This window comes from Fictibacillus arsenicus (assembly GCF_001642935.1).
Taxonomy (GTDB): domain Bacteria; phylum Bacillota; class Bacilli; order Bacillales; family Fictibacillaceae; genus Fictibacillus; species Fictibacillus arsenicus_B.
The window spans coordinates 1,973,157-1,988,583 of the sequence record NZ_CP016761.1; the positions used below are offsets into that span (position 1 = coordinate 1,973,157).

16 protein-coding genes and 1 pseudogene are annotated in these 15,427 nt (G+C 37.4%); 12 read left to right on the forward strand and 5 right to left on the reverse strand.

The features are described 5' to 3' along the window. Positions 1–6 precede the first annotated feature (6 nt). The 3 genes from ABE41_RS10265 to hxlA form a co-directional block, all read right to left on the reverse strand. The gene (locus tag ABE41_RS10265; protein ID WP_066289690.1) at positions 7–726 is read right to left on the reverse strand and encodes a 3-ketoacyl-ACP reductase; all 720 of its coding nucleotides are present in this window, start codon (positions 724–726) and stop codon (positions 7–9) included. Positions 727–841: 115 nt separating this feature from the next. After that, positions 842–1,399 (reverse strand): 6-phospho-3-hexuloisomerase, encoded by a 558-nt coding sequence (gene hxlB, locus ABE41_RS10270; protein ID WP_066289693.1) that lies wholly within the window; start codon positions 1,397–1,399, stop codon positions 842–844. Positions 1,400–1,407: 8 nt separating this feature from the next. After that, positions 1,408–2,040, reverse strand: coding sequence for a 3-hexulose-6-phosphate synthase (hxlA, locus tag ABE41_RS10275; RefSeq protein ID WP_066289696.1), 633 nt, complete (start codon positions 2,038–2,040; stop codon positions 1,408–1,410). Between the two features lie 204 nt (positions 2,041–2,244). Here hxlA and ABE41_RS10280 point away from each other — a divergent pair, with 204 nt between their 5' ends. Beyond that, on the forward strand, positions 2,245–2,610 hold the full coding sequence (locus ABE41_RS10280; protein WP_066289698.1) for a winged helix-turn-helix transcriptional regulator: 366 nt from the start codon (positions 2,245–2,247) through the stop codon (positions 2,608–2,610). A 734-nt stretch (positions 2,611–3,344) separates the two neighbouring features. Next, positions 3,345–3,662: a tetratricopeptide repeat protein gene (locus ABE41_RS10285; RefSeq protein WP_066289701.1), complete on the forward strand. Its 318-nt coding sequence runs from the start codon at positions 3,345–3,347 to the stop codon at positions 3,660–3,662. A gap of 46 nt (positions 3,663–3,708) precedes the next feature. Here the strand turns inward: ABE41_RS10285 and ABE41_RS21390 are convergent. Next, positions 3,709–3,915: pseudogene (locus ABE41_RS21390) on the reverse strand (thioredoxin family protein); the annotation flags it as partial. Positions 3,916–4,637: 722 nt separating this feature from the next. Between ABE41_RS21390 and ABE41_RS10295 the strand changes: the two are divergent. From ABE41_RS10295 to ABE41_RS21545, 7 genes are all read left to right on the forward strand, one after another. Continuing rightward, positions 4,638–5,630, forward strand: coding sequence for an LLM class flavin-dependent oxidoreductase (locus ABE41_RS10295; RefSeq protein WP_066289704.1), 993 nt, complete (start codon positions 4,638–4,640; stop codon positions 5,628–5,630). Positions 5,631–5,746: 116 nt separating this feature from the next. Further along, positions 5,747–6,121 carry a PaaI family thioesterase gene (locus tag ABE41_RS10300; RefSeq protein WP_066289706.1) on the forward strand — a complete coding sequence of 125 codons (375 nt, stop codon included), beginning with the start codon at positions 5,747–5,749 and terminating at the stop codon, positions 6,119–6,121. 252 nt (positions 6,122–6,373) lie between these two features. Next, positions 6,374–7,861, forward strand: coding sequence for a spore germination protein (locus ABE41_RS10305; RefSeq protein ID WP_066289708.1), 1,488 nt, complete (start codon positions 6,374–6,376; stop codon positions 7,859–7,861). Between the two features lie 4 nt (positions 7,862–7,865). Continuing rightward, positions 7,866–8,981, forward strand: a complete 1,116-nt coding sequence (locus ABE41_RS10310) for a GerAB/ArcD/ProY family transporter (protein WP_066289711.1) — start codon at positions 7,866–7,868, stop codon at positions 8,979–8,981. 1 nt (position 8,982) lies between these two features. Then, positions 8,983–10,062 carry a Ger(x)C family spore germination protein gene (locus ABE41_RS10315; RefSeq protein WP_066289715.1) on the forward strand — a complete coding sequence of 360 codons (1,080 nt, stop codon included), beginning with the start codon at positions 8,983–8,985 and terminating at the stop codon, positions 10,060–10,062. Positions 10,063–10,164: 102 nt separating this feature from the next. Next, the gene (locus ABE41_RS21540) at positions 10,165–10,308 is read left to right on the forward strand and encodes a JAB domain-containing protein (protein WP_367642150.1); all 144 of its coding nucleotides are present in this window, start codon (positions 10,165–10,167) and stop codon (positions 10,306–10,308) included. Beyond that, a complete protein-coding gene (locus ABE41_RS21545; RefSeq protein ID WP_367642157.1) occupies positions 10,305–10,388 on the forward strand; it encodes a hypothetical protein in 84 nt (27 codons plus the stop codon). Before ABE41_RS21540 ends, ABE41_RS21545 begins: the two co-directional genes overlap by 4 nt. A 93-nt stretch (positions 10,389–10,481) precedes the next feature. Here ABE41_RS21545 and ABE41_RS10320 read toward each other — a convergent pair whose 3' ends face one another. Next, entirely contained in the window at positions 10,482–11,954 is a 1,473-nt protein-coding gene (locus ABE41_RS10320; protein WP_066289720.1) for a sodium/proline symporter, read from the reverse strand. 120 nt (positions 11,955–12,074) lie between these two features. On the opposite strand from ABE41_RS10320, the gene ABE41_RS10325 reads away from it, so the two are divergent. From ABE41_RS10325 to ABE41_RS10335, 3 genes are all read left to right on the forward strand, one after another. Beyond that, positions 12,075–12,782, forward strand: coding sequence for an L-2-amino-thiazoline-4-carboxylic acid hydrolase (locus tag ABE41_RS10325; protein ID WP_066289725.1), 708 nt, complete (start codon positions 12,075–12,077; stop codon positions 12,780–12,782). Next, entirely contained in the window at positions 12,775–13,992 is a 1,218-nt protein-coding gene (locus tag ABE41_RS10330; protein ID WP_066289727.1) for a Zn-dependent hydrolase, read from the forward strand. Before ABE41_RS10325 ends, ABE41_RS10330 begins: the two co-directional genes overlap by 8 nt. A gap of 581 nt (positions 13,993–14,573) precedes the next feature. Beyond that, complete coding sequence (locus tag ABE41_RS10335; protein WP_066289730.1) at positions 14,574–15,329, forward strand: alpha/beta hydrolase; 756 nt, start codon at positions 14,574–14,576, stop codon at positions 15,327–15,329. Positions 15,330–15,427 lie beyond the last annotated feature (98 nt).

The following is a 15,427-nucleotide window of genomic DNA, read 5'->3' on the forward strand; positions in this document are numbered from 1 at the left end:
TTCGTTTTATGATGGATTTGTTGACCATAATCCAGCTGTTTTAACGAATACTCTTGGATTAAATTTTAAACTAGCCACGACTAATTCTGCAAGGTCTTCTGGGTGCATCACGTTTTCTTCATTGCCTTTAACAAGATTTGTATCAATGGCTAAATCTGTAACGACCGTACTTGGTGTTAAAGCAGTAACACGGACATTATGTTTTCTTACTTCTAGCATAAGTGATTCTGTTAGCCCTAAAACAGCGAATTTAGAAGCACTGTATGCACTTGTAACAGGAGCACCTTTTTGACCAGCAGATGAAGAGATATTGATGATATCTCCTGATTTTCTTTCGATCATTCCTGGTAATACTGCTCTTGTTACATTATACACACCCATTAAATTGACTTGGATGATTTTTTCCCATTCTTCTGGTGTTAGATCAAGGAACCCACCAAATTTAGCAACACCAGCATTGTTGATTAGGATATCAATTGGGCCTAAGTCTGATTTGATATGTTCAACAGCATGGGTAACGGATTCAAGGTCGGTCACATCTGCTGTTACTGCAGAAACCTTTACATCAAATTGTGCTAGTTCAGCAGTTACCTTTTCTAGATTAGACATATTTAAGCCGATTAGGCCTAAATGAACGCCTTCTTTTGCTAAGGCGATAGCAGTAGCACGTCCAATGCCTCTTCCTGCGCCAGTAACTATTGCAGTTTTTCCATTTAAAGAAATCATTTTATCACTCCTAAAATTATTACAAATTGAAGTAGTTCATTCTAACAGAAAGACCACAATCTTGCATGGAAACAGCTTGCGGTCTTTCCTATTTAGAACTCGAGGAATAATATATTTATTCTAAGTTGGCGTGTCTACCGTACATTTTATTGGTATCCAAACCTTTTTTCTCCATGAACAGAAGAATCACAGCGTCGTAAAGTAGTAAAAGTGTTTGCTCAAATAATGAGCCCATTGGTTGAATCGTATTAAAATCACTCTCCGACTGATCTTTAGGTGAGCCAGGCAACTTAATTGTGATATCCGCTAATTGTCCAATAGTGGACTCAGGGAAAATGGTTACAGCTGCAATCGTCCCACCGATGCTTTTTGCCTTCTCAGCCATGGAAACTAAACCTTTCGTTTCTCCTGAACCTGATCCAATGATTAAGATGTCATCTTTTTCAAAGTTAGGGGTTACTGTTTCGCCAATCACATAGGCATCTATCCCCATATGCATCATTCGCATGGCGAATGATTTGGCCATAAATCCAGATCTACCTGCGCCTGCAACAAAGATTTTTTTTGATTCAAGAATCCCATTAACTAATTTTTCAGCTTCATCATTCGAAATTAAATCTACGGAGCGATTTAACTCTTTTATGATTTCAGCTAGGTATTGAGTTGTATTCATGATCTGAATTACCCTTGATTAATCATTTGTTGCATTTTGGCAGCAACAGCTTTTTTATCAGCTTGTCCAGTAATCCCGCCACCTACAATGACAAGGTCTGGTTGTACTTTGATGACTTCTGCAAGTGTGTCTAACTTAATACCACCTGCGATTGCAGTTTTAGCATTTTTTACAACACCATTGATGGTTTGTAAATCTTCAAAAGAGTTCTTTCCAACTGCTTGAAGATCGTAGCCAGTATGAACACAAATATAATCAACGCCAAGTTCATCTAGTTCTTTTGCACGGGCTGCAATATCCTTAACAGCGATCATATCAGCAAGGATTTGTTTCCCTTGTTTTTTAGCTTCTTCTACTGCACCTTTAATTGACTCGTCTTCTGCAGTTCCAAGAATCGTAATGATGTCAGCACCTGCCGCAGATGCTTGACTTACTTCATATCCAGCTGCATCCATAATTTTCAAGTCAGCTAATACGGTTAATTTAGGAAATGCAGCTTTTACTTCTTTCACTGCTTTAAGACCTTCATTGATCACCACAGGTGTACCAATTTCTACAACATCAATATGCTCTTCTACCTCTTTCACTAATTCAATTGCTCCCGGAATATCGACAAGATCTAATGCTAATTGTAATTTCATTTATATTCGCTCCTTATAAAATGTTTTATATTGTGCTAAGAGGCTGTCATTCGACATTTGTAAATGTTTCCTTTTGAAAAACTATTTACTCACTAGCACGTTACTAAGTATATTGAGTATATTCCAAAATTAAAAGTACGCACTTTTATCCCATATAGTGCTAAAAAGTATACTAATGGATAAAATAAGGGGGAGGTGAAGTGAATGCCAAATTTAGGAGATAAAACTTTCAACTGTGAAAAAGAATTAACACTTTCAGTAATTGGTGGTAAATGGAAATTGTTGATTTTATGGCATCTAGGCAAAGAAGGAACGAAACGATTTGGTGAATTAAAATCCCTTATGCCGGGTATTACCCAAAGAATGCTTGTTAATCAATTACGCGAACTTGAAGATCATTTAATAGTACATCGTGAAGTTTACCCTGTAGTTCCACCGAAAGTTGAATATTCATTGACTGAGCATGGAAAAAGACTTTTACCGATTATTGATGCTATGTATGAATGGGGAAAAGATTATATTGAGAATGTATTGGAAAAGGAAACTGAGGATCGATCAGCTGTTAAGTAGAAAAAAGTTTCTTTTCATCCTGTAAGACAATCTTAACTTACCACGGTTAGCCATTTTTAACCGTGTTTTTTATATTACTGTGTATTTAAAGAGTAGAAACAACACCATATCTAATAAAAATAGATTAAAAAGCCTTGAACAGCGATTTTTACATGATTGCTGCTCAAGGCTTTTTTACTTTTATATTTATAGTATTATCTTTTACACTATATAATCTAAATGTAACTATATACAAATAAAGTGCTTACTTTCAAGGATGGAATATACATAATATACTGTTTTGGTAAAGCAAAGACTCTATACAGCAGAAAAAGTTAAATGAAGTGATTCTATCTTTATTTATAATGTCTTTCAGGTTCATGTTTGTACGAAGGAGAGATTCTATAGAAAGTCTCCAAGGTAAACATCGTAAGATTTGTGAAAGGTGTTTAACAATCACCAAAAATAATAAACAATGTCCAAAAGATGGATATCCGGGTTTAAGAGCTATCAGTATTTGTATATATTCTGGAAGAAATAAACAAAACGTACATGTAAAAATAGGGTAATGATTACAGCAGATAAGCCTAATCAAAAATGGGTAACGGATATAACTTACCTGCAATATGGTTCATCTACTTTGTTACTTATCAACCGTCCTCCGATCAACTCCCATATCCCGAGCTAATTTACTCTTATTGATATTGAAACCGGTACTGTCATAGGGTCACAGGCTCCAGCTGCGTTGCTGGGGAATGGTGGAGTTAGAAAAACAACTATCTCAAACAAAATATAACCTTGGTAGGGAATATGCGAAAAATGGCAAAAAGGAAGAAGCCTTAAAAGAATTGAATAAGGCTCTTCTTCTTGATACAGATAATTTTCTAATTCGTAAGCAACGCTGTTATATCCGTTATCCTGAGAAGTTTTCCCAAATGATTGATATCGAATGGCAACAGAAGCAATTAGAAAAAGAAAAGGCTAAGGAAGCTCAATTAAAAGGTGATTTAGTTTGTGGTCCTGAAGGGTGTGTTATTCCTGGAACAAGAACATTGAACGATAAAAGTGAATAGATGAATAACAGAAAGCAGACGAAAAAATCCGTCTGCTTTTACAGCTCTATTGTAATGCAAACTCCCTTACAGCTTCCTCAGGAATCGCTCCTGTTACTCGGTCTACTTCGTTGCCATCTTTAAATAAAATCATCGTAGGAATGCTCATTACTCCAAATTGTTTCGGAAGATTAGGTGATTCATCAACATCCACGCTATAAAAATCAATTTGATTTAATTCCTCTGAAACACTGCTTACAACTGGACCCAGTTGTTTACAACCTGGTCACCAATCTGCTGTGAATTTTAAGACAAAAGGTTTTTCTGAATTTTTAACTGTTGTTTCAAAATCTTTTTCATTTAAGTTCTTTAATATATATAAAACCTCCTTGCTTCAAACTATTTTTTTATTATATCCTAAAGCTAAAAAGTTAATCATGAATTAGTCTTAGTCGTATTTTATTAAAAAATATTTCAAAGGAACCTAGAAGTAGAACCGACATTGATGATGAAATGAAAGATTATCTTATCATTGTAGGTTTGGCCAAAACCAGTGGTTGAAATGTCGGCCGGTATTTATCAAGCAGTTTCTGAAGGGGAGACCTCCAGAACTTCTGGAGATTTGCAAAAACTGATTGGTACACCAACTTCATTAGAAGAGGTGGTAAAACAAGCTCTACAAGCTTGATTTTTACAAAAAACAGATCACAGTTGGATTCAGGTCCATTCAATGTGATCTGTTTTTACTTATATTTTGCTTTAATATGGTTATGTATAATAAGATATGATAATTGTAATAATGACTGGTCTAGAAAGAGAGATCCCATATGAGATTAAGTATTTTAGATCAATCCCCTGTTTCTTATGACAAAACCGCTCATAATTATAGGGTGAGCCTTTTCGCAAATGAACACTCAATCTCCAGGAATGCGGAAATAGTCCCTATAGCCGGCAAAATTTTATTTAAGAGAATTGTCATGAAAGAAGGTCATTTTAATGAAACTGAGTGTACTCGATCAATCTGTCATAAGTAATGCACAAAATGCAGATATTGCCCTACAAAATACAGTACGATTGGCAAAAATTACAGAGGAATTGGGATACACTCGATTTTGGGTAGCTGAGCATCATAATTCAAATGGAATAGCGGGTACATCACCAGAGGTGCTGATCTCAAGTATTGCATCACATACAAATAAGATACGTGTAGGTTCAGGTGGGGTTTTGCTTCCACAATATAGTCCTTTTAAAGTAGCAGAAAATTTCAAGGTTCTAGACGCATTGTATCCAAATAGAATTGACTTGGGAATCGGGCGTTCACCCGGAGGTTCTTCATCGACTCGGTTAGCCCTCACTGACGGATTGCGAAAAAGTATGAATGAATTCCCAAGACAAGTCACTGACCTACAAGGCTTTATTTATGATCAATTACCCGATTCACACCCTTATTATGATGTGATTGCTTATCCTTCTGTTGAAACAAAACCGCAATTATGGCTTTTAGGTGTCACACATCGAGGGGCAAGATTAGCAGCTGAGAAGGGAACAGCCTTTACCTATGGTCATTTTATCAATCCAATTAATGGGAAAAGAACGATGGAAACCTATAGGAATAACTTCCAACCTTCTAAATCTTTAGCTAAACCAAAAACAATCGTGTGTATATTTGTGGTATGTGCTCCAACACAAGAACAAGCAGTAGAAATGGCACTGAGCCAGGACCTGTGGCTGTTAGCAGTTGAGAAGGGGAGGAATACCCATATTCCCTCTAAGCGTGAGTCAAAGAGTATATCATTATCAAAAGAAGACCAGGCAAAAGTAATCGAAAATCGGAATCGAATGGTAATCGGAACTCCTGAGAAGGTAAGAGAGGAACTCCTTCGATTAAGTGAATTTTATCAAACAGACGAATTCATGATCCTGACTAATGTCTATGATTTTCAAGACAAGATTCAATCTTACTCCTTACTGGCGGAAGCATTTCTTTAAGACTTAAAAAGATTATCTTCTTTCCTTGCAAAACGTTGAATCCATATTAAAAGACTTTATGCTATGCTTTATGAGGGTATCAAAAAATAAACGCCTAATTGTTTGGAGTGAGGACAGTGTTTATACAACAACCATTTGATGAATTCTTAGGTCTTCAATATGAAAGAATTGACGAAAAAAGCGTTAGAGTGGTTTTACCTATTAAACGACTATATTTAAATAGTTTAGGGGTGGTACATGGGGGTATCATATCATCACTCGCTGATGTAGCGATGTGCAATACAATTGAGGCTGATGAAAACAATATACAAAAAGTAGTAACAGTAGACCTTAATGTGACCTTTTTAAAAGGCGCAAAAGGGGATTGTTTACTCGCGCATGCACATCTAGTCAAGGAAGGGAGAAACCTTACGCATGCCGATTGTTTAATTTATGATGAGGAGGACCAATTGATTGCAAAAGCTAAGGGAGTGTTTTTCAATAATTCTTAAAACATCTTAATTACGAACGTACACAGAACGCTATGAAAAAATAAACCCCTTCAGGACTGACCAAGGTAGCATGCGGATACATCCGACCTAAAGATAAGGGTTTTGGTTAAAAAAGAATATGGGACGATAAACCGCTAAAATCACTTGGCGGTTTTTTTGGTTCTTATGTCATTTTCTGATGGTGTAAATTGTCTGAATCTGTACATAATAACAAAGGTGTATATACATTATCTTATTAGGAGATTGATGTTTATGTTTAGGAAGAGGAAGAGTATAGGGGTAGGAAATCGAATGGAAAATAGCACAGGGAAAGCCCCAAATACTCCTATCACACTAGAGGTTCTCCGTGAACGCGTAGACAATATGGAAGACGCTGAAATAATCGAACATCAAACCCATAATGATTCGACAATTATACTGGTATACATAAGAACATTGATTGATAAAGCAAGGTTGAATGAATCTGTAATTCAACCATTACGGAGCTGCGGCAATGAAAATCTTTCGGAATGTATTTCTGCCTCCAAAATTACAGAAATTTTAATGGTGGAAGAGGCCGAAAAGCAATTGATGCTGGGAGCCATCCTTATTTTTGACACCGATGAAAATCAATGGTGTTCAGTCAATCTTAAAGATCCATTAGGACGTGGGATAGAAACCTCTGAAACAGAAACAATTCTTTATGGAGCCAAAGACAGTTTCACTGAAAACCTAGAACAGAATATCGCATTGATCCGCAGAAGGCTGCCAATAACCACCTTGAAAACAGAAAAATTCACGGTAGGATCACTAACTGAAACAAATGTTGTCTTAATGTATATTGAAGGTTTGACGAATCCCCATTTTTATACTATTGCCAGGGAGAAAATCAAGAATATCAATTATGATCAGATCCTTGACTCCTCCCAATTAGCAGCTTTCATTGAAGATCATAAACATAGTGTATTTCCACAATTTCAACAGACTGACCGTCCTGATGTGTGTGCCTACTCACTAGGCGTCGGCAAAGTTACCATTCTAGTGGATAATACACCGTTTGCCCTGAATGCTCCAATCAACTTTTTCCATTTATTCCAATCACCTGAGGATTATATTAATCGCTGGATCGTTGCAAGCTTCTTGCGGATCATAAGATATTTAAGTTTCATGCTCTCCTTGCTGATGATTCCACTATATGTTGCTTTAACGACACATCATTATCAGATGATTCCCTTGCAAATTCTATTCGTCCTTGTGGAAACGAGAGGTCAATTGCCACTAACTCCGTTTTGGGAATCGCTCATTATGTTGGTGACACTTGAAGTCATTAAAGAAGCAAGTCTAAGAATGCCTACGAAATCTGGTCAAACGTTAGGCGTCATCGGTGGTATTGTCGTTGGACAAGCTGCGGTAGAAGCAGGATTCGCTAGTCAAGTTCTGATCGTTTTGGTTGGTATTTCTGCTATCGCTTCTTTTCTTGTGCCGAATTACTTGATGACCAAAGCGACCACATTGATACAGTTTATGCTATTGATCCTTGCTTCTTTTCTTGGAGTAATGGGCATTTTTATGGGCATCATTATACTTTTTGTCCATTTGAATGCACTTACTTCCTTGAAACAACCATATTTTACCCCTGTTACGCCTTTTTATGGGAAAGATTGGCTTGATCTATTTATCCGTGGACCATTGCATTGGATGAAAACAAGGCCAGAGGCTCTTCATCCTTTACAGAAATGGCGTTATAGCCGAAGGAGATGATCCCATGACTGAATTTTCATTGTTCGAGAAAACCTCTTCGTATGAGGGTATTTATATGACTTTAATGGTCAATAGGATACAAATGTTATATTTTGTGATCATCATGCCCGTTTTTCTTATATATCCCTATATGATTTGGTTGATTATCATTGTAGGATTATTATCACAAATCAGTATATTCATGTTATCGAAATGGTTTAATTCCATGTATGCATCTAAAGGCTACGAAGGTTTTGTAGAACTTTTCGGTGAACGTATGGTACGGTTACTAGCTTTCATCGGAATCGGTTTCATTTTATTAAAAGTAACAGTAATTATACTCGGATATATAGAACTAGCACAACAATTCATCTTCCCTTCAGTGAATACGAATTGGATGCTTCTGTTCATTTTGCTTATTTGCTGGTATGTTGCTTCACTAGGGATGGCCAATACGATCCGTTACATCGTCATCGCTTTTTTGTGTACAGCTTGGATGCTTTTGTTATTATTGAACTTCCCTTTTCAGCCTTTTGCTACTATACATGATCTATTTCCGTTAATACCATATGAATGGACGATGAAATCATGGAAAGGTGTGCTATTCATCTGGTCAGCCTTATCTGGGCCAGAATATTTGGTTTTACTTGCGCCTTGGTTCAATACGAGAGAAAAAATCCTCAAATACATGACAATCGGAAATGCATTTACCATTTTTGAATATCTGTTTATATTTATTGCATCATTGTTTTTTTTCGGGTCACATTATCTAGGAGAAAACAAATTGCCGGTGATGGAAATGATACGTTACCTGGAGTCTCCAGTGTTTGAGCGAATAGATATAATTTTAATCTCTGTATATTTATTTCACTTTGTATTCGCCATATCAATCTTCCTGTTACTTTTTTATGGTGCAACTCGTATCACTCTGAAGAAATCAAAAGATCAAACGACTCGATCAGGGTTTGCATTATGTTGTGCTATATTTTTCATTTGTTTAATGATGAGTAATGAATTGTTGTGGAAAAAGGCAACTAATCAAAACATTTTGTTAGAGCTAGAGATATGGGCAGGAGCACTCACTTACTTATTCGTACCATTACTTCTTTTCATCTCTTTAAAGCGAAAGGGCCGTATCTAGTATGAAACATAAACATACCAAAATACTTTTCGTCATTTTTGTTAATATGATCGTATTATCTGGATGTTCGCCTATTGCAGAAGAAAATCTGATTGAAGAAATTGCACCTGTAACTTTTTGGTCGATTCAGAAAGGGGAGGGGGAGAACTTCAGAATGAGCACTTTAGTACCTCCCCTTGTAAAAGAAAAGAAACGCCTTTTGACTGTTCAAGTCGACTTATTAAAAGAAGGTATGCAGGGTTTCAATTTAAAGTATTATAGAGAATTGAAAGTTGGACAACTCCGGATGCTGTTGATCAGTGAAGAAATTGCAAAAGAAGGGATCAGTCCATTGATTGATACGATTTTGACAGATCCTGATATTTCTAAACGTTTGTATCTAGCCATTGTCAGAGGGGATTTTGATGAGTACATCAACAGTCAACTGGAAGTGCAAGAAGACCTAGATTATTATCTCTATCGGATGTTCAAGCATTACGATAATCAGGGGAAGTTGACTGTTGTAAATTTGCATCAATTCATGAAAACGCTTCATTCACCAGCGCATTCTCCCGTAGTGCCTGTATTTGAAGCGAGTGATGAAAATTTCCAATACCAAGGTACTGGCATTTTTAAAAATGACAAATTGATCGAAACCACGAACAACATAGAAGAGCAAATATACCAGCTTATCGACAACGATCACTTTTTAAAGTATTTTCCGATCCGTGACTTATCTTTTGTTCTAGGCCATGTGAAAGCCAATGTCCAATTGTATATGGACAAGACATATTCTGAACTGAAGCTCAACGTTCAATTGAACGGACGGCTTGACGAGATTGCCCGGGCACATAAATTGCTTACCCGGGATGAACTTTCAAGATTCGAGTCGGAAATTGAATTGTATTTAGAAAAACAGACTACCAAGTTTTTAAAAAAGCTTCAGGAGAATAAGGTTGACCCTTTACAATTAAGAAAGTATACCTTGAGACCTTTCTCAAAACCTCTTAATGGGAAAGAATGGTCAAACAGATGGGAGCGGATGGAGGTCAAAGTCGATTATGACCTTAAAATCCAACCACTAACAGGTACCAAAAACTGATCATTCATCTCTAAGGAAATTTTTACTATTTCAGAGGTGGAAGGACGGCGAATATACATCATCCGTTCTCCAGAAAACGCTGCAAAGGTTTCTGCAGGTTTTATGGGAGGTTCAATCAATGCCAGCATTGTCCATCCTAGCGATGTATTCAAAAGTGCAATCCTAAATAACAGCGCAGCCATCATCCTTTTGGTCACCATCATCCTTCTCAAGACACAACTCCATCTAGAGAAGATATCGAAGTGACGATACGTCTTGCTGGAGTTGGTCGTATAATGGGGATAGAAGTTCTTGACCACCTGATTGTCAATACCGATGCTGGATAGGATATGTACCGCTTAAAAGAAAATGGATGTGTAAAAAAATTAACGCTTGGTTATCCCAAGCGCTTTTTGCAATGATCATGTAAGTTTATTACCTTATACAGTTTCTGTTTTAACGTTAGACTTGTATACTTTTTTATCAGGCATTAATAAACTAAAAATAACTCCGGCTAAAAGCGCAATAAAAAAAGTGCTGGCTCTTGAAGTGATTATTTCTTCCAATGGAGTGCTTGCCCAAACAATGGCGCTTATAAAACCAGTTACAATGGCAGCTACTATACCAGCCCCTGAAGTTCTTTTCCAAAAGAAGGTCAATAGAATAGCTACCGAGAACGTATTACCAATACCCGCCCAGGCAAAGCTTACAACGGTATAGATAAGAGATTTCGAAACCAATGCGAGAATGAGTCCCAGCACTCCTCCTACAATGACAGTAATCCGGCTGATTTTCACAAGAGATTTACTCGTTAATTTTATCCCTAATGATTTATGAATAACATCTTCACTAACAGACGTTGTAATGACCATTAATTGCGAAGAAGCTGTAGACATAATAGCAGCAAGGATGCTCGCTATAAAAATGCCCGTGGCCCAAGGCGGCAGCAAATCAGATAGCATATGAGGAAGTATCATTTCGGAATCAGCTACGGTGCCTTGTTTATATAAAGCACTACCAAATATTCCAACCAAAAAAGCACCCAGGTAAACAACCAGCGTCCACGCCAATGCTACAACTTTGGCAGTTTTTACTTCTTTTTCATCAGTTAAAGCCATAAACCTGGAACTTAATTGAGGCTGTCCCCCGAGCCATCCAAAAAACCAGGAAAAATTAGCAAATAACATCACACCTAAACCAACACCTGATAATCCCCCGATCCAGCTATTTCCCCCATTGTCCATATCTATAAGAGACTGAGAGATAGAAAGGTTTTGAGATTGTATTTCTATATAAGCAACAATAGGCACAACGATAAAAGTAGCGACCATTAGGAAGCTTTGAACTACATCTGTCCAAACAACAGACATAAATCCTCCCATACAGGAGTAGGCAATAATAATGACCGAAATAATGATCGTACCCCACGTAACGTCAACACCGGAAATCGAGTATAAGGTTTTCCCAGTACCCGCAAATTGTCCGGATATGTAAAAAATAAAGAAGACCCCAATAATGAGGCTGGAGATCCATCTAATGATATGGCTATGTTTAGGATATTTAACAGCTAAATAATCCGAAAGCGTGTATACATTGTATTTTTTTCTCTCGCTCATGAATCTTTCAGCCAGGAACAGCCACGAAACAACGACCCCAAAAAACATGCCAAACAGAATCCATATGCCGGATAAACCCGTAACATAAATAAAACCGACTGCCCCTAAAAACATATAGGCAGATTCTCCCGTCGCTCTTTCTGAAAAAGCTAATGCCCATCCGGGTAATTTGTTTCCGCCTAAGAAGTAGTCACTATGATCCAGATCTTTTTTGCCAAAATAAAATCCAATTCCCAGCATGGCTGAAAGGTAGATGGCTACCTCAAAAAATACAATATAATTTCCTGCATCAATCATGATTTTTTGCCCCTTTTCCCTTTTTATAAACCTTCAATCCCGATAAAACTTATGGGAATTGAATATATTAAATTTAAGGTATATAATGAAAAAAATCAACCAAGATGAGGAGTGTTCGTAATGGACACAAATAAGACCCCGCTACCGCCATTATCAATGTATACCATTACAGCAAAGTTATTTACACATATAGAAAAATCAGTGACTTCAGCCTTTGGAACTGAAGGTAAAAAGCTACTGCAAAACGGTGTTGAAAACTTCGGATATAAAGATGCCTATGACATTGCCCAGCAAGCTACACAAGAAGGTGAGGATCATGTTTTAAATAACTACATTCCTGGTAATTTTGATAGTGTGAACAAATATGGTGATACGACTATTTATGGCTTAATGGCAAAGCTTTTTGCTCAAGTCACCAAAGCCGTTGTTGATGTATATGGGGAAGAGGGCCGGAATTCCATAAAAGAAGGTGTAAGAACATTTGGAGAAGAGCGCGGAAAAGGCATTGCCCAAAGAGCCAAACATCTTGGCAAACCTAATACCATCGACAATTACCTATCAAACTATGATATGGGCCGCAGTGATCTATTTGAATATGAAAACATATTTAAACCTGAAGTAATTGAGCAAACCTTTACACAATGTCCTTTTGGCCAGCAATGGGCTGATGATAATTTGCACGAATACGGAATTTTATATTGTCAGATGATCGATCCTGCAGTAGCGAAAGGCTATAATCCGAGATTTGAAGTTGAACATGACCAATACGTCTTAAAAGAAGGCGTGTGCCACTTTAATTTCAAATTAAAGGAGATAGAAAATGATTAATATCGATCGTCTATGGGATCGAATTGAAGAACTGTCCAACATCGGGCGAACCCCGGATAATGGTGTTACACGTTTTTCTTACACACCTGCTGAACACGACGCAAACGAGCTTGTAAAAAGCTATATGCAGCTCGCTGGCTTAGACGTTTCCTACGATACTGTTGGCAATTTAATAGGAACTAAGTATGGAACAGAAGGATTATCTGCTATTTTACTAGGTTCCCATATCGATACAGTGCCTAACGGAGGAAAGTTTGATGGAAGTTTAGGTGTATTAACAGCGATTGAAGTGATGCATTCCCTTCAAGACCAAAACATCACATTGAAGCATCCTGTTAAGGTCATTGCGTTTAAAGACGAAGAAGGTTCCCGATTTGGATTTGGTATGATTGGAAGCCGAGCAGTAGCCGGGACTTTAACGGATCAAGACTTAGATATGAAAGATGTTGAAGGTATTTCAATACGTGAAGCATTGATAGAACAAGGATTTGAACCCAAAAACATTCATTCCTCTAAGATAGATAATGTGAAAGTGTACTTAGAGCTTCATATCGAACAGGGAAAAGTATTAGAAAACCATCATACACCTGTAGGCATTGTAACTGGAATTGCAGGTCCCTTATGGTTAAAATTCAAATTAGCTGGTGAAGCAGAGCATGCCGGAGCAACTCCGATGGGCCAACGAAAAGACCCTTTAGTAGCTGCAAGCCTGATCATTTCTGAAATAGAGAAAATAGCATCAAAATATTCCGATGCCGTAGCAACTGTAGGTTCTTTATCTGTGACCCCTGGAGGTGTTAATGTGATTCCGGGTGCTGTTGAATTTACAGTGGATATCCGGGACATCAATGAACAATTGAGAGATTGCCTGGAGAAGGAAATCAAAGACTATGCTGCAAAAATAGTAAATGAACGAAATATTAAAATGACGATTGAAGAGCTTCAAAGAGTTTCACCCGTTTTATGTTCGCAGGATATTCAAAATGCGATTAAACAAAGCGTTTATGAACTGGACTATCCCGTTATATGGTTGCCAAGCGGTGCAGGCCATGATGCGATGCAATTTAAGGATATCTTTCCATTAGGTATGATTTTTGTTCGTTCCAAAGACGGATTGAGCCACAATCCAAAAGAATTTACTGCAAAAGAAGATGTAAAAGCAGGGGCAGAAATTATGCTTAATACACTGGTCAAGCTGGATAAAGCTTAATTACCAGAACTAATGAAAAGGGTCAGTTCCAGATTGGATAAAATAAGGTGATAAAAGTATATTCATCTCTAGCAATCCTCTGCAATTTCTCGACATCTTCCTAGAAGTGGCTGCATATCCCATAAAGGCACCTGCGATAGCACTTGCAATCATCATCACATGGGAGGGTGGAAAAAAGTAAGGTCGGAGAACATCAATAAGAACTCCCCAAAAGGAATGGGTTTGAAAGAGAGGTGGGTTTTGTTTTATCAAAATTAATTAATGACGAAAAGATGATAAAAAGAGATGAAATAGTACCACGGAAATCATTGTTTAATATTCAACAAAAGGGGGCATATCCAGAGTAGGGTAAGCCTCTTTTTTATGAAATAATTCATTGAGTTACAATTATTGATTTGAAAAAATTGGTATTAAGTGAAGGGTTTTCTTTTATCTTTCACATTCTTCAATCCTTTAAATTTTGGATAAATAAGTTCAAAAATTAATTCGAAAACTTCTTCTATCTTCACTTTGCAGGTGATTAATCCAATTCATCGAATTAGTACATAACATTGATGTTAAAAACGATTGGAGGAATCAGCATGACAGAGAAGTATCCAGTTATGGAAGAAGCTCAACCTATTTACTTAGAAGGGAACAAGGTGGGAATATTGATTTCTCACGGTTTTACTGGTTCAACCCAAAGTATGCGCCCGCTCGGTAAGGCATTTGCAAAAGCAGGATACACCGTTTGCGGCCCAAGGCTTAAGGGGCATGGAACTCACTATGAGGACATGGAAATGACAACACATGAAGATTGGATCGCTTCCATTGAAGAAGGCTATCAGTGGCTGAAAGAGCGTTGCGACACTATTTTTGTCACCGGTCTTTCCATGGGTGGAACACTTACGTTATTTTTAGCAGAAAAATATCCCGAAATCATGGCAGTTATTCCGATAAACGCAGCGATCGAAATTCCCGACATGGAAGCAATGCAACTATCTAATGACCGATTTTTGGATGCAATCGGATCTGATATAAAAGATCCGGAAGTAACTGAACTGGCGTACGAAAAGACCCCAGTTCGATCCGTGATAGAAATTGTGGAGTTGATGAAAAACGTAAAAGACAATCTTCATTCTATCACATGCCCAGCATTGATTTTGGTATCAACCGAAGATCATGTTGTTCCGCCTGATAACTCTCAAGTCATTTATGATCAAATTTCATCCTCCGAAAAACAGATTGTACAATTGAAAAATAGCTATCATGTTGCAACACTTGATTACGATCAGCAGCTCATCATCGATGAAACACTAAGATTTATCGAAAAGGTTCTTAACAAGGCAAAAGTGTAATGCTATTTGACTAAATGAATCTATAAAGTTCCTTTTCTTCTTCAAGGGGAAAAGCTAACATCCAGCTGCCAACTAGGCAGCTTTATTATTAATTTAGG